This is a genomic window from Blautia sp. St.27G3, from assembly GCF_059728505.1.
In genome coordinates this window covers 790,949-809,242 of the sequence record NZ_BAAGFO010000001.1, presented here as the reverse complement: position 1 = coordinate 809,242, position 18,294 = coordinate 790,949, and the positions used below count along the sequence as shown (strand labels likewise).

Below are 18,294 nucleotides of genomic sequence, written 5' to 3'. Positions count from 1 at the left end.
GGGGGCAGTACAGAAATAAAGTAGTTGCAGGATGCAGAAAAAACGGATATAATGATAAAATGAATTTAATACAGGAGAATTCTGCCAGAAACCAGGGCATATTTACCTGTTTGCACCATATACGGGGCGAAGAATGGAGGATATCATGAGAAAAGGTTTAAAGAAAGCAGCCGTTTTGGGATTGAGCGCCGGTCTTGCGCTGACATCTGTTGCGGGCTGCTCCAAAAAGGACAATTTTGATGCGGAGGCTGCTGCTGTTACGGTGAATGATGCTACGGTTTCGGCAGGTGTGTTGAATCTTGCGGTACGTTATAATCAGGCAGGATATGAATCCATGTATATGTCATTCGGACTTACAGATCCGTTTAACCAGGATTTGACCGGAATGGGAACTACGATCGGAATGGATCTGAAAAATCAGCTTGCGACAGAGATGACGCATGCGCTGCTGGCAGAGCAGAAGATGAGTGATTACAATGTTTCGGTATCTGATGAAGACAAAGAAAAGATCAAAGCAGCGGCAGCAGGGTTTATTGCGGCGAACGAAGAAGAAGTGCTGAAAGAAATGGGCGTTACGCAGGAAATTGCAGAACGTTATCTGGAACTGATCACGATTCAGTCACGGGTAGAGCGTGAAATGTGTGCGGACGTCGATACAGAGGTGTCCGATGAAGAGGCAGCGCAGAGAAAGGTGCAGTATGTACTGTTTACACCGGAATCTGAAACAGAATCCGAAGCAGTAACGGAGCAGGAAAGCGCTGAGGACACTACAGAAAAAGTTACGGAAGCAACAACAGAAGCCCAGACAGGTTCAGAAACGGAGACCGAGGTACAGACAGCAGCTCTGACCGAAAATAATGCAACAAAGACGCAGACAGCATCTGAGACTGAGACCGAGGCTGGAGAGACGGAAACTGAAGCAGGCGAGACAGAAAAGGCCGTGACAGCATCTGCAGATGGCGAGACTGAAGCACAGACCAAGGCTGATGATACGGATGCTTCAACAGAAAACGAGACGGAAGTAGCTACCGAGGCTGAGACCGAGACTGAAGATCCGGAGACGGCGGCAGCGAAGGAAAGGGCTCGCGTACATGCAGCGGAAATGATTGAGAAAATCAAGGCGGGCGGGGACTTTGAAGAAACCGCAACCGAAATGGGTAAGACAGCAAATACAACGACGTTTGGCGCTGATTATTCCCTGACAGAGCTTGTGACAGCGACAGACGGGCTGGCCGATGATACACTGGTAGAAGAACCAATTGAGACAGCAAGCGGATATTATGTAGTGAAGCTTGTTTCACAGCTTGATCGCGAGGCCACAGATAATGCAAAGACGAATATTGTAAATCAGCGCAAGAATGACCGTATCTCTGAACTTTATACCGAATGGACGGAAGACGGAGACGTATCGGTTGACAGCGAAGTTCTGGCTAAGATCACCTTTGACTATCACCTGGTATTGCCGGAAGAGGAGCCGGAAACATCAGTTGAGGAAGAAACAGAGGCAATATCCGAGGCTAAGACTGAGGCAGGAACAGAAGCGTCTACTGAGGCGAAGACAGAAGAAACAGAGACGGAAGAGGTACAGACAGAGAGTGCAACATCCGCGAAAAAGAAAGAAGTAAAATAAATGAAGCAAAAATAGTCGCAGATCCGGAAAGCGGGTTTGCGGCTATTGTTATAAAAGGCTGTCGTAGAAAAGGAATTTCAGATTGCGGCGGCACAACTTTAAGCTTAATGCAGGAGGCAGAATGCGGCAGAATATATTTTTAATTGGTTTTATGGGAGCAGGCAAATCTACAGTTGCGCGGATGATGCAGGAACGATTTCATATGGCTCTTGTCGAGATGGACGAGCAGATTGAATGGCAGCAGGGCAAGCGCATTTCAGAAATATTCGCAGTGCATGGCGAGGAATATTTCAGACAGTTGGAAACAGAACTTCTGGAAGGTTTGTCGCAGAAGGAAAATACGGTCGTATCGTGTGGCGGTGGCGTGGCGATGCGGGAATGCAATGTAGAAGCAATGCGAAAAAGCGGTACAGTTGTATATCTGAGCGCAGAACCGGAAACGATTTATGAAAGAGTAAAAAATAGTCACAATAGACCACTTCTGGAAGGGAATATGAATACTGCATATATCGCAGAGCTTTTGAAAAAAAGGCTGCCCTTTTATCTGGCTGCTGCTGACGTGACTGTGGAAACCGACAAAAAGGACGGAATTGCTATTTGCGATGAGATCTTCGAAAAATGTACCGGCAGATTGTGATGGAAAAATGAAGTTTATTGGGAATGGTGATGGTAATTCATTGCCATAAGCAGAGAAATCATTTATAATCAATAGTGTTTGCATACAGACGGTAAGAAGAAAACGATTTATGGTTAGAAAAAATACGGTATTTGGTATTGGAGTGAAAGAATACTATGGGTGATATAGGTAAGCTTTCGGGAAAGGAAAGCGGTCATGCGACGATGTATTCCGGGAAAGCATACACGCCGGGGACCGGAAACGCGCCGCGCAGAATCGTTCGGATGGACACGGAAAATGGGTATGACGACCAGCCAGAGAGACGTGTACCAAGGCTGCGGCCCGAGGCTGAAGGAAAACACAGAAGCGATTCAGAAACACAGAGAAGACACGTGCGGGAACATACACGTGGGACGAACGATAGCATGGAACGTGGTCATGACACGGACACCGGGCGCAGGCGTATCGCAAGACTGGTGGAATCCCAGGAGCAAAGAGAACGCCCTCGTCATTCACATGAGAAAAGGAACGACCGACAGGAACGTTCGCAGTACATGCAGGAGAAGCATGAGAGTTTAAAGAATTTGTCGCAGGACAGCTCAGAGAAAAAAACAGATGCAAAGAAATTATCGCGAAATGGTGGTGTGTCTTCAACGGGCTGGAAAGAGCGTGCAAAACAGAGACGTAAGAAAAAGCTGTTGATTTTCTTCGGCAGTGTTGGTGTGATTCTGATTTCCGCTTATATTGCAGTGGCAGTTTATTTCAGCGGACATTTTTACGAGGATACTGCGGTTTACGGAATTGATTGCAGTCAGAAAACGGTAGAAGAAGTAAAAAGCGAAATCGAGGACAAGTTGGACGAATATGTTCTTGAGATACAGGAACGTAAGGATAAGACGGAACAGATTACGGCCTCACAGATCAAGCTTCAGTACGTTGACGATGGCGGCATTGATCGGATGATGAAAGCGCAGCGCGCGTATATCTGGCCAATCATGCTTTTTTTGGACAGGAAGCCGGGGGAAGCGGTTGCTTTTTCTTATGACAGAGAACAGGCAAAAAACAGGCTGATGGGGCTGGACTGTATGAATCCGGCTTTGATTGAGGCGCCGCAGGATGCATATATTACAGCGACAGATACCGGGTTTGAAGTAGTCCGTGAAGTGATGGGTACAACGCTTGATACAGAAAAGACGATCGATGTTGTTTTACAGGCGCTTGATGATGGTGCGGTCCATGTTTCTTTGGAAGAGGAAGCTTGCTATGTGAATCCAAAGCTTTACCAGGATGATGAAAAGCTTCAGCATGATGCGACAGGCATGAGTGAGCTTGCGCGCGCAAATATTACGTATACCTTCGGTGATCAGAAAGAGATTGTAAATGCAGCGTTGATTTGGGACTGGATTGTAGAGCTGCCGGATGGTTCGTTTGTAATTGATGATGGTTGTGTCAGTGATTACGTAGAATCGCTTGCAGCAAAGTATGATACATTCGGTCTTCCTCTCGAATTTTATACCACGATCGGTACGACGGTTACTCTGTCAGGCGGAGATTACGGCTGGTGTATCAATCAGAGTGAGACGGTGGTAGACTTGCTGAATGCGTTGGAAGAGGGATATCGGGGCGAGAAAGAGCCAGTTTATCTTTATTCAGCAATGAGCCATGAGAACCAGGGGATTGGTTATACCTATGTGGAAATCTGTATTTCACTTCAGGAGATGTGGTGTTATCAGGATGGTAACCTTGTCGTGGATACGGCAGTTGTGACAGGAAATCCAAACAAAGGCAATGCAACGCCGTCAGGAGGCGTCTGGGCTATTGATGCGAAAAAGCGCGATGCAATTCTGACTGGCGAGGGATATACGTCACCGGTGGATTACTGGATGCCGTTTAACGGTGATGTCGGTATTCACGATATGCAGCAACGATCTGCTTTCGGCGGAAGTATTTATCTGTCAAACGGTTCACACGGCTGTGTAAATACGCCATATGACCAGGTACAGATGATATATGACGTTGTGTCAATCGGTACCCCGGTTATTGTATATGAGTAGCGCCAGAAAAATGAAGCAAAAAGCAGGGAAATAGATTTGTTTGCCTGGCATAGATGGCAGAAAGGATATTTTAACACTTTACTCTGAAAAAATGTCGTGCTATAATCAAAAAAATTGCAGGGCTGTATTGGAATTGTAATTGTGCATCCGGATACCACATGGAACGGAAAGGGCACAGAAGGGGAGCAGCATGGGGAAAAAGAAAAAGCAGGAAAAAGAAAAGAAAAGTAAGGAAAAAGAAAAAAAGCTGCTAAAAACAGGAAGAAAGACGGAAGATAAAAAAGAGCCCAAGGCAGAAAAGGCGCCGAAAGTCGAGAAAAAGCAGAAGGCAGAAAAGGTGCCGGAATATGAGAAGGAGCGAAAGGCAGAAAAGGTGCCGGAAGCTGAGAAGGAGCGAAAAGCGGAAAAGATGCCGGAGGAAGAAGCGCAGCGGAAGAAAGTTTCTGAAGTTGCACCGGAGAATCTGGCCGGAACGGCAGCGGTTTTCCGTGCGTTGGGGGATGAGAGTCGCCTTCAGATTCTGAATCTTCTGGCGCAGAAAGAATTGTGTGCCGGAGAGCTTCTGTCCTCGCTTTCTATTGTACAATCTACCCTGTCGCATCACATGAAGATTCTGACAGAATCCGGTATTGTGAAGTGCAAAAGACAGGGAAAGCGGTCCTGCTACTCGATTGACAAGGAAGCGCTGGAAAAAATTCATGCATGTATCAGGTGGGGTTAGCAACAGGATCTTGAGTTTAAGCAAATGAATGACAACAGGGAGAATAATTATTATGATACAGACGGATACAGACAGAAAGATAAGAGACATCAGGCTGGCAGAGCTGGTTAAATACTGTATGATTTCAGGGGAACTGGATTTGAACCTGTATGAAGAGTACGATGTAAAGCGAGGTCTGCGCGAGTCCGATGGAAAAGGTGTGCTAACCGGTCTCACTGAGATTTCAGATGTGGTTGCGTTTCGGACAGAAAATGGAAAAAAGGTGCCGCAGGAGGGCCAGCTTTTTTATCAGGGTTATAATATCATGGACCTCAAAGCAGGTTTTGAGAAACGGAAATTCAATTTCGAGGAAATTACATACCTGCTTCTTTTTGGTGCCCTGCCGAATCGTCAGCAGCTGGATTCCTTTGTTGAAATACTGAGCCAGTACCGTGAGCTTCCCAACAAATTTGTGCGGGATGTAATCATGAAAGCTCCCAGTATGGACGTAATGAATGCATTGCAGAAAAGTGTACTGACGTTATACTCTTACGATGATAATCCGGATGATATTTCCATTCCGAATGTACTGAAGCAGAGCTTGTCTCTGATTGCGACATTTCCGTTGATTTCGGTGTATGCGTACCATGCGTACCAGCACTATCACAATGACAAGAGTCTCGTAATCCGTTATCCGAAGCCAGAGCTTTCTACGGCGGAAAATATTTTAAGAATTCTGCGCGCTGACGGACAGTATACGGAGCTGGAAGCAAGAGTACTGGACATTGCGCTTGTTCTTCACGCGGAGCACGGCGGTGGTAACAATTCTTCCTTTACAACCCATGTTGTATCATCAACGGGAACCGATACGTATTCTGCAATTGCGGCTTCGCTTGGATCTCTGAAAGGACCAAAGCACGGCGGCGCAAATCTGAAGGTAGAGAATATGTTTGCGGATATTAAAGAGCATGTCCACAACTGGGGAAATGAGGATGCGATTCGTGATTATCTGATAAAAATCATAAAGAAGGAAGCGTTTGACCAGACAGGACTGATTTATGGTATGGGTCATGCCGTTTACACGTTGTCTGACCCCAGAGCCGTTATTTTAAAAGAATACGCAAAGTATCTTTCGATTGAAAAGGGCAGGGAGGATGAATTTGACCTGTATGAGAAGGTAGAGAAGATTGCCTCAGATCTCCTGACAAGCCGCAAGAATCTGCATAAGCCGATTTGCTGTAACGTCGATTTTTACAGTGGCTTTGTATATTCGATGCTGGGGATTCCGAACCAGATGTTCACGCCTATTTTTGCGATTTCCCGAATCGCAGGATGGAGTGCACACCGGATCGAGGAGCTGGTTAATACAGGAAAGATCATCCGTCCGGCTTACAAGTATGTTGGGCATCACAGGGATTATGTGGAGCTGGACGAGCGTTAATCGGCGTGCGGGAAAAGAGTCAAAAAAAGAAATCAAATAAAAGAAATCAAATAAAAGAAATCAAAGAAAGAATAAAAGAAAGAGGCCGTTACAGGAAGATGGAACGATACAGGATCTGGAAGTCCTTGAAGAAGGAATCCCCCGTATCTCGTATGTTCTTACTCTCACTGTAACGGTCTCTTGTGTTTTCCGCACAGATCTGGTTGCTGACTATTTCCAGGAAAGCAGCGTTTTCTTCCGGAATATATAATAGAAGATACCAGTCATATCCGCGAGAAACCAGCCAATCGGTACAGACCACCAGATACCTGTGACACCAAAGAACGGGATGGCTGAAAGCGCGTAGGCGAGTGCGACACGCGTGCCGAGGGAGATAACGGTCAGTACTACGCTCATTCCCGGTCTTCCAAGCGCCCGGTAAAGCCCATAAAGCAAAAACAGACAACCGATTCCACAGTAGAAGGCGCCTTCAATACGCAGATAACGGACACCTTCGCGTATGATTTCTGTTTCGCCCGCCTCAATAAATAATGCCATCAGTGGGCGTGCAAAAATCCATACCAATGCGGATACGATTATGCAGAAGATCAGGGATACCTGGACAGCGCCTTTGAGTCCGGCACGAATGCGGTCTGCTTTTTTTGCACCGTAGTTTTGCGCAATAAACGTGGAAAAGGCGTTTCCAAAATCCTGGACCGGCATATAGGCAAAAGCGTCGATTTTTACGGCAGCTGCGAACGCTGCCATAACGGTAGGGCCAAAACTGTTGACCAGACCCTGTACCATGAGAATACCAAGATTCATGACAGACTGTTGTACACACGTCAGAATGGAAAAACTGGCGATCTCCTTGACACATTGCCAACGGATGCGGCAGCCTTTGCGGACAGCCCGCAGCTGCGGGCATTGCATCAGGGCATAGAGTGCAATTCCGATACCAGATACGTATTGAGCGATCACGGTTGCCTCAGCGGCTCCGGCCACGCCCCGTTTGAGTACGAGAACAAAGCAAAGATCAAGCAGAATGTTCAGTACTGCGGACACGGCAAGAAAAATGAGCGGAACAATGGAATTTCCAACTGCCCGCAAAAAGGATGCAAAATAGTTATACAGAAACGTAGCAGCTATCCCGCAGAAAATAACAGCAAGATATTGCCGCATGTCTCCCCATACCTCATCCGGAACCTGGAGGAAGACGCGAATATAATCCAGACAGACAAACGAGAGCACGTTGAGCAGAATGGTTACTGCCGCAATCAGAACAAAAGAGGCACAAATACTCTCCTGCAACCCGGCTTCGTCGCGCTGCCCGAAGCGGATAGAAAACAGCGCGCCACTTCCCATGCAAAGCCCCAGAAGAATGGAGGTAAGGAATGTCATTAAAGTAAAAGAAGAACCAACGGCAGCCAGGGCATTTTTTCCCAGGAACTGGCCGACAATCAGAGTATCTGCAATATTATAGCACTGTTGCAGCAGGTTTCCCAGAATCATAGGGATTGCAAAAAAAAGCATAGACCGCATTACCGGCCCACGGGTCAGATCTTTATTCATTTCTTCATCTCCATCACATTCATATAGAAAGTTGTATCTTACGTTTCGTAACTATTATACTGACCATTCCTACGAAAGTCAATCAACCGTTTACATTGAGCGTACGAAATAGTATGATAATCAAGGAATATAATTTTGAAAGGAGCTACCTTATGTTTCTGGAAGGATTAGACGCACTGGATCAGAAAATTGTCCGGCTGCTGATTGAAAATGCCCGCATTTCCTACTCTGACATTGGGCAGAAAATTGGTATCTCCCGCGTAGCCGTAAAAGCTCGTATTCAGGCTTTGGAAGAACGGGGGATTATTGAGGAATATACGACAATTATCAACCCGCAGAAGATCAGCGGAGCTGTGTCCTGTTATTTTGAGATTGAAACGCAGCCAGGCAGCCTTGCGCAGGTTACGGAGATACTGGAGCAGGATGAAACCATCACGCAGATATATCGTGTGACAGGAAAAAATAAGCTTCATGTTCATGCAGTGTCCGCGTCCAGTGAGGACATGGAGAAACTGATTCAGGAGGTTATAGATCCCTTGCCTGGTGTGGTAAGCTGTAGCTGCAATATTATTTTATCACGGATTAAGGATATCAAGGGGCTGAGGCTGTAGGCGGAATTGACGCTGCCAGCCAGTGAGAAGAATACCTGAAGTTCAGAGAGATTAAATTTTTATAAAATGATTGCAGGCTATCAGATAGCACAGTAAAATATAGAGTATGGGTTGCAGAACGCAAGACTTTTATGGATTGATATTTATTAACAGATTTTGATTGACGGATCTTAATTTACTATAGCGAAAAGAGGCGTATCAGATGCAGGATGCATTCGTAAAGCTTGAGCGTGTGACAAAGGTTTACCGCATGGGTGAGGTAGAGATTCACGCGGTGGACGGGATTGATTTTGAGATACAAAAGGGAGAGTTTGTCGTGATTGTCGGACCGAGTGGTGCGGGAAAGACGACGGTGCTCAATATTCTCGGCGGCATGGATACGGCCAGCAGTGGACGTGTTGTTGTAGATGGACAGGATATCGCGAAGTACAGTCAGAAAAAGTTGACCGGATATCGGCGGAACGACATCGGGTTTGTATTTCAGTTCTACAACCTTGTCCCGAATCTGACCGCGCTGGAGAACGTAGAGCTTGCCATGCAGATTTGTAAAAATCCGCTCAATGCGTCAACCGTGCTTGAGGAGGTTGGTCTCGGACAGCGCATGAAGAATTTTCCATCCCAGCTTTCGGGCGGCGAGCAGCAGAGAGTGTCAATCGCCCGGGCGCTTGCAAAAAATCCCAAGCTTCTGCTGTGTGATGAACCGACAGGTGCACTGGATTATCAGACAGGCAAGTCGATTCTAAAGCTGTTACAGGATATGTGTCGGCAACGGGGCATGACCGTGATTGTAATTACGCACAATTCAGCGATTACACCGATGGCGGACCGTGTAATCCGAATTAAAAACGGCAGAGTGGACACCGAACAGATCAACGAGCAGCCAATCTCAGTTGAGACGATAGAGTGGTAAGTATGAAGAAGAGAGCACTGAAAAAAGATTTTCATGTTGAAATTAAAAAGAGCCTGAATCGGTTCCTTTCTATCTTTTTTATTGTAGCTCTGGGCGTGGCATTTTTTTCCGGGATTCAATCAGCGGCGCCGGATATGCGTGCGACAGGCGACTGGTATTTTGACGATAGCAAACTGATGGATCTCAGGGTCATCAGTACCATGGGTCTGACCGGGAAAGATTTGGAAGCGCTTGGCAGCATAGAAGGGGTGGAGCGTGTAAATGGCAGCTATATAGAGGATGTTTACTGCGGGGAAGGAGATACCCAGGAGGTCCTTCATGTTGAATCCGTGCCGGAGGAGCTGAATCAGCTGGCGGTGATCGCGGGCGATGAGCCCAAAACAGACAGAGAATGTTTCCTGGATGCCAGTTATGCGCAGAAACTTGGCATTCAGCCCGGTGATGTGATTGAAATCATGGTATCGGATGAGGAAAACAGCAGCCTGAAGTACAGGAAATTTACAGTCAGCGGTTATGGTTATAGTCCATGTTATATTTCCTTCAGCAAGGGCAGTACGACGCTTGGGACCGGTGCGGTGGCAGGCGTCATGTACGTACCTGCACAGGCGTTTGATGCGGAAGTATACAGTGTTGCGTATATGACCGTTTCCGGAGCGCGGGAAGAGACTGCGTTTACGGATGCTTATGACCGTCTCATTGATGCTGTTCTCGAGCGCGTGGAGGCGATTGAAGATGTCCAGTGTGAAATCCGTTACGATGAGGTTGTAGGGGAGGCAGATGAGAAGCTGGCAGAGGCAAAACAGGAGGTTGCAGACGGGAAGAAGGAGCTGGAGGACGCCAGAAAAGAGCTGGAAGATGGGAAAGTGCAGGCGGATGAGGAGCTCTCAGAAGCAGAATCAGAGCTGACAGACGGAGAGAAGCAGCTGGAGGATGGAGAACGTGAGCTGAAGGATGCACAGAAGGAACTTGCAGATGGAGAAAAAGAGCTTGCAGACGGTGAAAAAGAAATAGAAGAGAACGAAAAGAAGCTCGCGGATGGAAGGCAGCAATTTGCAGAAGGCCAAAGCGCACTGGAACAGGGAGAGCAGGAGTACCAAAGCGGTCTTTCAAAGTATCAAAAGGAATCGGCAGCAGCTCAAAAAAAGCTTGAAGCAGCGCAAAAAGAGATCAATAAAGGAAAAAAGGAACTGAAAAAGGGCTGGGAGGAGTACCGGACCAATCTGGCCGCTTTGGACGCAGGAGAACAACAGCTTGTGCTGGCGGAACAGGAGCTTGCAGAGCAGCAGGCACGATACGATGCAGGAGCGGCACAGCTTGCAGAAGGCAGGGCGCAGTATGAAGCCGGGGTTGCACAGGCCGCAGAAGGCAGGGCGCAGTATGAGGCAGGAATGGCTCAACTGGAAGCAGGGTGGGCAGCGTATCAGCAGAGCTATGACGCTGTGATACCAGGATTGCAGGCCGCTTTGGAAGGCGCAAGCAGCCAGTTGGCAGCGTGTGAACAGGATGTGGCAGCCAGGAAGGCGGCTATTGATGAAAATGCCGGCGCACTTGCAGTATGTGCGGAAAATATTTCGTCATATGAAGCGGCGCTTGCAGCGGCGCAGGCGGCCAGAGACGCGCTGGATGATTCCGCAACGCCGGAGGAGGTTGCGGCAGCAGAGGAAGCAGTGCAAAGTGCGGCGTCTGTGCTTACGTCAGAGAAGGAAACATATGCAGAATTGAACAGCAGGGCTTCCGAGTTGCAGTCCGCATACGATACTGCCGCAGCGCAAAGAGACGGGGCTGCTCAGGCTGTGGAAGCAGCAGAGGGCGCACTGAATCAGGCATCTGCGGAATTTGCGGCGCAGGAGACGGTACTGAATGGAACGGCTGCTGAGCTTGCGGTGGCAAAACAGCAGCTGGATGCGTCAGAGGCGACGCTTGCGTCAACACTTGCGACACTGGAAGCAAAGGAACAGGAACTTGCGGCGGCAAGTGAGCAGCTGTCAAGCGGCTGGGAACAGATCAATACAAAGAAAGAAGAGATCGCTGCAGGGCGTACGGCGCTTGCGGAGGGAAAAAAGACACTTGAAGATAATGAAAAAAAGCTCTCAGATGGTCAGAAGGAAATTGACAGAGGATATCAGGAGCTTGAACAGGCAAAGAGCCAGCTGTCTTCCGCACGTCAGGAGCTGGACCTTGGATGGGCGGAACTGAACGCTTCTCAGAGTCAGCTGGCAGATGGAGAACAGCAGCTCGAAGAAGGACGCAGACAGCTTTCGGATGCCAGGGCAGAGATTGCGGATGCCAAGCAGCAGATTACAGATGCCAAGAAAGAGTTGGAAGAGAACCGCCAGAAGATCGAAGATGGCTGGAAGGATTATGAAACGGGAAAACAGGAGGCAGAAGAGGAGATTGCGGACGGGGAACAGAAAATCCGTGATGCAGAAAAAGAGCTGCAGGATGCGGAGCAGGAGATTGCTGATGCAGAAGCAGAGCTTGCAGATCTGAAATTCCCGGAATGGTATATCAATGACCGGAGTGTGCTTCCGGAGTATTCCGGTCTAGGAGAAAACGCGGAGCGAATGGGCAATCTTGCCAAAGTAATTCCGCTGCTGTTCTTCCTTGTGGCGGCGCTGATCAGCCTGACGACCATGACGAGGATGGTGGAGGAGCAGCGCACGCAGATTGGCACTTTGAAAGCACTTGGCTATAGCAAGTGGGCCATTGCTTCCAAGTATTTAAAATATGCGTTCTGGGCAACCATGGGCGGCAGTGCGGTTGGAATTCTAATCGGAGAGAAGCTTCTGCCCTGGGTAATCATTCATGCATACGGGATTATTTATCTGTACCAGCCTAAAATTATCATACCGTACAATGTGGCTTACATAGCTGTTTCCGCCGGCGCGGCACTGACCTGTACGCTGGGGGCGACTTTCATGGCCTGTTGGCGCGAGCTTCAGGCCGTTCCGGCACAGCTGATGCGTCCGCCAGCGCCGAAGCAGGGGAAGCGCGTGCTTCTGGAATATCTGCCATTTTTATGGAGGAAACTCAGTTTTTCGTGGAAATCCACAATCCGGAACCTGTTACGCTATAAAAAGCGTTTTCTGATGACAATATTTGGAATCGGCGGCTGTATGGGGTTGTTGATGGTAGGCTATGGCCTGCAGGATTCCATTATGGATATTGGTATATTGCAGTTTGATGAATTGCAGCAGTATGATGCGATGGTGATTCTGGATGCAGATGCTTCGGAAGAGAAGCAAAAAGCTCCCAGGGAATTGGTTGGCAGTGACACGCGAATCGCTCAGGCAAAAGAATTTTACATGCATCAGGAGGACATCCGACAGACAGACGCTTCCGGAAAAAACTGGTCGGTCTACGTTTATGTACCGGAAAATCTCGAGGATTTGGATGCGTTTGTGACTTTCCGCGACCGGGAGACAAAGGAAGTGTATGAGCTCACCGATGAAGGCGCCATCATTACAGAAAAAATTGCAGGAGAGTTGGATCTGCATCCTGGAGATACGGTTTATCTGAAGCAGGAGGATGGTGAGGATGTGGCGGTACCAATTGCGGCTATCTGTGAAAACTATCTGTCCCATTATCTCTATATGACGCCTGCACTTTACGAAAAGGTATATGGAAAACAGATGCACAGCAACAGTATTTTCCTGTGCAGCGATGAGGGGCAGGGGGTGATTGAAAAAATCGGAGAAGCACTTTTGCAGATGGATGCCGTACTGAATATTACGTATACCGGAACCATGGCGGAGCAGATTGACAGTATGCTCGGGGCAATGGATATTGTTATGATTGTACTGATTGTATCAGCGGGAATGCTGGCTTTTGTTGTTTTGTACAATCTGAACAACATCAATATCAATGAGCGGCGCAGGGAGCTTGCGACTTTGAAGGTTCTTGGCTTTTATGACGGAGAGGTTGGCGCCTACGTTTACCGCGAAAACATTCTGCTGACGTTTCTTGGAGCGCTGCTCGGTGTATTGATCGGAAAGCTGCTCCATGCCTATGTGATCAGTACGGTAGAGGTGGATGCCTGCATGTTCGGGCGCAACATCAATCCGGACAGCTTTGTGTACTCTATTCTGTTCACAATTGGATTTTCCGTGATTGTAAATTTTGTCATGTACTTTAAATTAAAGAAGATTGATATGGTGGAATCGTTAAAGAGTATTGAATAAAGGATGGGCTGTCGCCAAGCTATAAATTTTTAGCCAGTGCGACAGTTCCTTTTGTTCTACAGAAAGCTTCAATTCCTACACAAAAGAGTTTTTGGTAGAAACCCCTGGACGAACCAAGGAAAAACGTGTATGATAGTAGAAGCAAATTTCATAAGGAGGAAGCTATGTTAGAGGAGCTGAAAAAGCAGGTGTATGAAGCCAATATGGAACTGCCGCGCCGCGGTCTGGTCACATATACCTGGGGAAATGTCAGTGGAATTGACCGTGCAACCGGATATTTTGTGATTAAGCCGAGCGGCGTAGAGTACGATAGTCTTACGCCGGACGATATGGTAGTGATGGATCTGGATGGCAATCGGATCGAAGGAAAATACAAACCATCCTCTGATACCGCGACACATATCGAGCTGTACAAGGCATTTCCGGAGGTGGGCGGCATTGTCCATACACATTCATCCTGGGCGACTTCATGGGCACAGGCCGGCAGAAGCATTCCGTGTTACGGAACGACACATGCCGACTATATGTACGGGCCGATTCCGTGTGCAAGAAGCCTGACTGAGGAAGAGATTAACGGAGAGTACGAGAAAAATACGGGTCTGGTTATCATCGAAACGTTCCGGGAAAAGAAGATCAATCCATCTTATGTACCGGCCGTTTTGTGTTCGAACCATGGTCCGTTTACCTGGGGAAAGGATGCACATGAGGCAGTTCATAACGCGGTTGTCCTGGAAGAGGTAGCGAAGATGGCATGCCGCACAGAACTGATCAATCCACGCGTGACACCTGCGCCAGATTGCATAAAAGAAAAGCATTTTATGCGTAAACATGGTGCAAACGCCTATTACGGACAGTAAGATCATGTGCTGCCCAAGAAGTGGATGGCCAGGAGCCGGCCGGAAGGAGCAGGGGCCTGGCGTAAAAGAAAAAAGAGAAAGGAAATAACCATTATGACAATATTGGAATTACAGAAAATTGCGAACGAAGTCCGCAAAAGTATTGTGACAGCTGTATACAGCGCGAAGTCCGGTCATCCGGGCGGATCACTTTCCGCCGCTGATCTGTTTACGTATCTTTATTTTGAGGAGATGAACGTTGACCCGAAAAACCCGGCAGATCCGGACAGAGACCGTTTCGTGCTTTCAAAGGGCCACACGGCTCCTGGCTATTATTCAGCTATGGCGCACAGAGGATATTTCCCGGTTGAGGATATGGCGACGCTTCGTCATGTTGGTTCCCATCTTCAGGGACATCCGTGTATGCAGCACCTCCCGGGCGTTGATATGTCCTCCGGTTCCCTCGGACAGGGAATCTCCGCAGCAGTTGGAATGGCAGTGGCAGGAAAGCTGGACGGCAAATCCTACCACGTGTACACGCTGCTTGGCGACGGCGAGATTCAGGAAGGCCAGGTATGGGAGGCAGCAATGCTTGCAGGTCACAGAAAGCTGGACAATCTTACCGTGATTGTTGACAACAACGGCCTGCAGATTGACGGAAGGGTAGCGGATGTATGTTCCCCGTATCCGATCGACAAGAAATTCGAAGCATTTAATTTCCATGTGATCAATGTTGCAGACGGCAATGATATGGAGCAGCTTGCAGCGGCATTTGCAGAGGCAAAGACCGTGAAAGGGCAGCCGGTTGCCATTGTCATGAAGACCATGAAGGGCAAAGGCGTATCATTCATGGAGGATCAGGCATCCTGGCACGGCTCTGCTCCGAACGATGAGCAGTACGCCGTTGCAATTGCAGATTTAGAGAAAGTGGGGGAAGCATTATGTCAGAAGTAAAGAAAATTGCCACGAGAGAGAGCTATGGAAACGCTCTTGCAGAACTTGGTGCACAGCACGACAATATCGTAGTTCTTGACGCTGACCTTGCAGGAGCTACCAAGACAAGCGTATTTATGAAAGCATTTCCGGAAAGACATATTGACTGTGGTATCGCAGAGGGAAATATGATGGGCGTAGCAGCAGGTCTTGCAACAACAGGCAAGGTGCCGTTTGCGAGCACGTTTGCCATGTTTGCATCCGGACGTGCATTTGAGCAGATCCGCAATTCCATCGGTTATCCGCATCTGAATGTAAAGATCGGCGCGACCCATGCGGGTATTTCTGTTGGTGAAGATGGCGCTACGCATCAGTGCAACGAGGATATCGCTTTGATGCGTACAATCCCGGGGATGACGATCATCAACCCGTCCGACGATGTGGAAGCAAAGGCAGCTGTGAAAGCGGCTTATGAGCATGAGGGACCGGTTTATCTGCGTTTTGGCCGTCTGGCTGTTCCGGTGATTAATACGAATCCGGATTACAAATTCGAGATTGGCAAGGGTGTTGCGCTTCGCGACGGAAGTGACCTGACGATCATCGCGACCGGCCTTTGTGTAAACAGTGCCCTTGAGGCTGCGGAAATGCTTGCGAAAGACGGTGTTTCTGCAAAGGTAATCAATATCCATACGATCAAGCCTCTGGACGAGGAACTCGTAGTAGAAGCAGCAAAGGCAACCGGTAAGGTTGTAACCGTGGAAGAGCATTCTGTCATCGGAGGTCTTGGCGGCGCTGTCTGCGAGACACTTGCTGCAAAAGCTCCGACACCGGTTCTTCGTATTGGTGTGCAGGATACGTTCGGCGAGTCCGGTCCGGCAGCTGCGCTTCTTACAAAGTATAAGCTTGATGGCGCAGGCGTTTACGAGCAGATTAAGGCTTGGCTGTAAGATAAAAGAACAAAAAGTTCGAATATAAAAAAATCCCGGAAGTTTTCAGCAGAGGAATCCAACCATGATTCTTTTGCAGAAAGTTCCGGGAATTTTTTATGGTCATCTGTTTTAAAGAGTCGCCCTTTGCAGCGAAAAGGTAAATTCTGTGCCAACATTCTGTGTGCTGACGACATTGATATTCTGGCCATGCGCATGAATAATCTCTTTTACAATCGACAGACCCAGCCCGGTTCCCTTCTTATCGCGTCCTCTGGATGCGTCTGATTTATAAAACCGATCCCAGATTTTCGGAAGATGCTCTTTCGCAATTCCTTCTCCATGGTCCTTGACGGAAACGAAGATGCGGTTTTTCTGGCCGTATACCCGAATCAGAAGGACGGAATCACTGTAGCTGAATTTGATGGCATTGTCGAGCAGATTGTAGAGCACCTGCTGGATTTTGCCACGGTCTGCGTGAACCTGGATGGATGAAGCATAAAAAAAGATTTTGATATGCACATTCTTTTTCTGGCAGATACCTTCAAACAGATCAGCAGTGCTCCGAATGACCGGAACAAGGTCAAAATCTGTCATTTCAAGATAGACTCCGCGGTCGTCGAAGGTATTCAGCGTCAGAAGGCCTTCTGTCAGTTTATTCAGCCGTTCCGTCTCATCTACAACAATGCTCAGATATTTTTCCTGCATTTCCGGTGGGATCGTACCGTCGAGAATGGCCTCTACGTATCCTTTGATGGAGGTCAGAGGGGAACGGAAATCATGGGAAATGTTGGAGAGAAACTTCCGCTGGGAATCCTCGGAATTGTGCACGGCCTCTGCAAGATAATTCACAGAGGCGGCCAGTTTGCCGAGCTCGTTATCATGGTCGTATTCCAGGGCCGGGTGATTGTACCCGTCCGTGTATTTGGCCGCTGCATCCGTAATCCTGCTGAGCGGGCGGTAAAAGGCCAGAAAGAAGATGCCGGCAGGAAAAAGTGAGAGAAGAAATACGACAAAAAGCAGCAGATAACAGACATTTTGAATGTCAACAAAGTGGCTGTTCAGATACCGTATCACTTCCTTGGGCGCAGCGGCAATGAGATAGTCAGTGATCAGCGACGGAGTCAGAAAGAGGACAGCGGCGAAACTGCCCAGGAGGAAAAGGATGTATGCTCCCAGGCAGGTAAGAAGCAGTTTATGTTTCATGACCGCACCTCGAATTTATAGCCGATTCCCCATACTGTCGCGATGGACCATTTTTCATGATCTTTAATTTTTTCGCGGATTCGTTTGATGTGGACGTCGACTGTTCTGGTATCTCCGATATACTCATAGCCCCAGATATGGTCGAGAAGCTGTTCCCTGGTAAATACCTGGTTGGGGGAAGCAGCAAGGAAATAGAGAAGTTCCAGTTCCTTGGGTGGCATCTCGACGGTCTGTCCTTTGTAAATGACGGAATAGTTTGTCAGGTTGATCAGAAGCTCCGGGTACTGCACATACTTTCCGGCAGGTTTTGGCTGGGTGGCCGGATAGGGCTGGTAACGCCGCAGGACTGCTTTGACGCGGGCGACGAGTTCTTTTGAGTCAAAGGGCTTGATGATATAATCGTCTGCGCCGAGTTCGAGGCCAAGTACTTTATCGAATATCTCTCCTTTTGCCGAGAGCATGATGATCGGAACACTGGAACGCTGGCGGATTTCCCGGCAGACCTGGTAGCCGTCAATGCCGGGCAGCATCAGATCCAGCAGAATCAGATTGGGCTGAAAGGATTCAAAGGCTTTCAGGGCAGCTTCTCCGTCGTAAACCATCTTTGTGTCATAAAATTCCTTCGTCAGATAGAGGGAAATCAGTTCTGAAATATGTTCATCATCGTCAACAATCAGAATTTTCTGTCTGGCAATCATA

14 protein-coding genes are annotated in these 18,294 nt (G+C 48.1%); 11 read left to right on the top strand and 3 right to left on the bottom strand.

Going from position 1 to position 18,294, the window contains the following annotated elements; all coding sequences use genetic code 11:
• The first annotated feature begins 145 nt into the window (after positions 1-145).
• The 5 genes from AC6I2O_RS03735 to AC6I2O_RS03715 all read left to right on the top strand — a co-directional run bounded on the left by AC6I2O_RS03735 (position 146) and on the right by AC6I2O_RS03715 (position 6,441).
• Positions 146-1,630, top strand: a complete 1,485-nt coding sequence (locus AC6I2O_RS03735) for a hypothetical protein (protein WP_497741842.1) — start codon at positions 146-148, stop codon at positions 1,628-1,630.
• A 121-nt stretch (positions 1,631-1,751) separates the two neighbouring features.
• Positions 1,752-2,267: a shikimate kinase gene (locus AC6I2O_RS03730; RefSeq protein WP_120392639.1), complete on the top strand. Its 516-nt coding sequence runs from the start codon at positions 1,752-1,754 to the stop codon at positions 2,265-2,267.
• 155 nt (positions 2,268-2,422) lie between these two features.
• Complete coding sequence (locus AC6I2O_RS03725) at positions 2,423-4,300, top strand: L,D-transpeptidase family protein (RefSeq protein ID WP_497741841.1); 1,878 nt, start codon at positions 2,423-2,425, stop codon at positions 4,298-4,300.
• Positions 4,301-4,490: 190 nt separating this feature from the next.
• Positions 4,491-5,021, top strand: a complete 531-nt coding sequence (locus AC6I2O_RS03720; protein WP_120392641.1) for an ArsR/SmtB family transcription factor — start codon at positions 4,491-4,493, stop codon at positions 5,019-5,021.
• 52 nt (positions 5,022-5,073) lie between these two features.
• Positions 5,074-6,441 carry a citrate/2-methylcitrate synthase gene (locus tag AC6I2O_RS03715; RefSeq protein WP_120392642.1) on the top strand — a complete coding sequence of 456 codons (1,368 nt, stop codon included), beginning with the start codon at positions 5,074-5,076 and terminating at the stop codon, positions 6,439-6,441.
• Between the two features lie 210 nt (positions 6,442-6,651).
• Here AC6I2O_RS03715 and AC6I2O_RS03710 read toward each other — a convergent pair whose 3' ends face one another.
• On the bottom strand, positions 6,652-7,992 hold the full coding sequence (locus AC6I2O_RS03710; protein ID WP_497741839.1) for an MATE family efflux transporter: 1,341 nt from the start codon (positions 7,990-7,992) through the stop codon (positions 6,652-6,654).
• A 152-nt stretch (positions 7,993-8,144) separates the two neighbouring features.
• On the opposite strand from AC6I2O_RS03710, the gene AC6I2O_RS03705 reads away from it, so the two are divergent.
• From AC6I2O_RS03705 to AC6I2O_RS03680, 6 genes are all read left to right on the top strand, one after another.
• Positions 8,145-8,603: an Lrp/AsnC family transcriptional regulator gene (locus AC6I2O_RS03705; RefSeq protein ID WP_120392644.1), complete on the top strand. Its 459-nt coding sequence runs from the start codon at positions 8,145-8,147 to the stop codon at positions 8,601-8,603.
• Between the two features lie 202 nt (positions 8,604-8,805).
• Complete coding sequence (locus AC6I2O_RS03700) at positions 8,806-9,513, top strand: ABC transporter ATP-binding protein (RefSeq protein ID WP_120392645.1); 708 nt, start codon at positions 8,806-8,808, stop codon at positions 9,511-9,513.
• A 2-nt stretch (positions 9,514-9,515) separates the two neighbouring features.
• Positions 9,516-13,694 (top strand): ABC transporter permease, encoded by a 4,179-nt coding sequence (locus AC6I2O_RS03695; protein ID WP_497741837.1) that lies wholly within the window; start codon positions 9,516-9,518, stop codon positions 13,692-13,694.
• Positions 13,695-13,858: 164 nt separating this feature from the next.
• The gene (locus tag AC6I2O_RS03690; protein ID WP_120392647.1) at positions 13,859-14,551 is read left to right on the top strand and encodes an L-ribulose-5-phosphate 4-epimerase; all 693 of its coding nucleotides are present in this window, start codon (positions 13,859-13,861) and stop codon (positions 14,549-14,551) included.
• Positions 14,552-14,575: 24 nt separating this feature from the next.
• On the top strand, positions 14,576-15,484 hold the full coding sequence (locus tag AC6I2O_RS03685) for a transketolase (protein WP_120392648.1): 909 nt from the start codon (positions 14,576-14,578) through the stop codon (positions 15,482-15,484).
• Entirely contained in the window at positions 15,472-16,410 is a 939-nt protein-coding gene (locus tag AC6I2O_RS03680) for a transketolase family protein (protein ID WP_497741836.1), read from the top strand. Before AC6I2O_RS03685 ends, AC6I2O_RS03680 begins: the two co-directional genes overlap by 13 nt.
• Positions 16,411-16,521: 111 nt before the next feature.
• Here AC6I2O_RS03680 and AC6I2O_RS03675 read toward each other — a convergent pair whose 3' ends face one another.
• Together AC6I2O_RS03675 and AC6I2O_RS03670 are read right to left on the bottom strand one after the other, a co-directional pair.
• Positions 16,522-17,595 (bottom strand): HAMP domain-containing sensor histidine kinase, encoded by a 1,074-nt coding sequence (locus AC6I2O_RS03675; RefSeq protein WP_497741835.1) that lies wholly within the window; start codon positions 17,593-17,595, stop codon positions 16,522-16,524.
• Positions 17,592-18,293: a response regulator gene (locus AC6I2O_RS03670; protein ID WP_120392651.1), complete on the bottom strand. Its 702-nt coding sequence runs from the start codon at positions 18,291-18,293 to the stop codon at positions 17,592-17,594. The genes AC6I2O_RS03675 and AC6I2O_RS03670 overlap by 4 nt, the downstream gene beginning before the upstream one ends.
• Between the last annotated feature and the right edge of the window lies 1 nt (position 18,294).

Excerpts from the sequence above, each read along its gene's own strand:
- AC6I2O_RS03710 (WP_497741839.1), bottom strand. The coding sequence starts at position 7,992 with ATGAATAAAGATCTGACCCGTGGGCCGGTAATGCGGTCTATGCTTTTT.
- AC6I2O_RS03700 (WP_120392645.1), top strand. The coding sequence starts at position 8,806 with ATGCAGGATGCATTCGTAAAGCTTGAGCGTGTGACAAAGGTTTACCGC.
- AC6I2O_RS03685 (WP_120392648.1), top strand. The coding sequence starts at position 14,576 with ATGGCCAGGAGCCGGCCGGAAGGAGCAGGGGCCTGGCGTAAAAGAAAA.
- AC6I2O_RS03670 (WP_120392651.1), bottom strand. The coding sequence starts at position 18,293 with ATGATTGCCAGACAGAAAATTCTGATTGTTGACGATGATGAACATATT.
- AC6I2O_RS03675 (WP_497741835.1), bottom strand. The coding sequence starts at position 17,595 with ATGAAACATAAACTGCTTCTTACCTGCCTGGGAGCATACATCCTTTTC.
- AC6I2O_RS03695 (WP_497741837.1), top strand. The coding sequence starts at position 9,516 with ATGAAGAAGAGAGCACTGAAAAAAGATTTTCATGTTGAAATTAAAAAG.
- AC6I2O_RS03725 (WP_497741841.1), top strand. The coding sequence starts at position 2,423 with ATGGGTGATATAGGTAAGCTTTCGGGAAAGGAAAGCGGTCATGCGACG.
- AC6I2O_RS03715 (WP_120392642.1), top strand. The coding sequence starts at position 5,074 with ATGATACAGACGGATACAGACAGAAAGATAAGAGACATCAGGCTGGCA.
- AC6I2O_RS03680 (WP_497741836.1), top strand. The coding sequence starts at position 15,472 with ATGTCAGAAGTAAAGAAAATTGCCACGAGAGAGAGCTATGGAAACGCT.
- AC6I2O_RS03690 (WP_120392647.1), top strand. The coding sequence starts at position 13,859 with ATGTTAGAGGAGCTGAAAAAGCAGGTGTATGAAGCCAATATGGAACTG.
- AC6I2O_RS03730 (WP_120392639.1), top strand. The coding sequence starts at position 1,752 with ATGCGGCAGAATATATTTTTAATTGGTTTTATGGGAGCAGGCAAATCT.
- AC6I2O_RS03720 (WP_120392641.1), top strand. The coding sequence starts at position 4,491 with ATGGGGAAAAAGAAAAAGCAGGAAAAAGAAAAGAAAAGTAAGGAAAAA.
- AC6I2O_RS03705 (WP_120392644.1), top strand. The coding sequence starts at position 8,145 with ATGTTTCTGGAAGGATTAGACGCACTGGATCAGAAAATTGTCCGGCTG.
- AC6I2O_RS03735 (WP_497741842.1), top strand. The coding sequence starts at position 146 with ATGAGAAAAGGTTTAAAGAAAGCAGCCGTTTTGGGATTGAGCGCCGGT.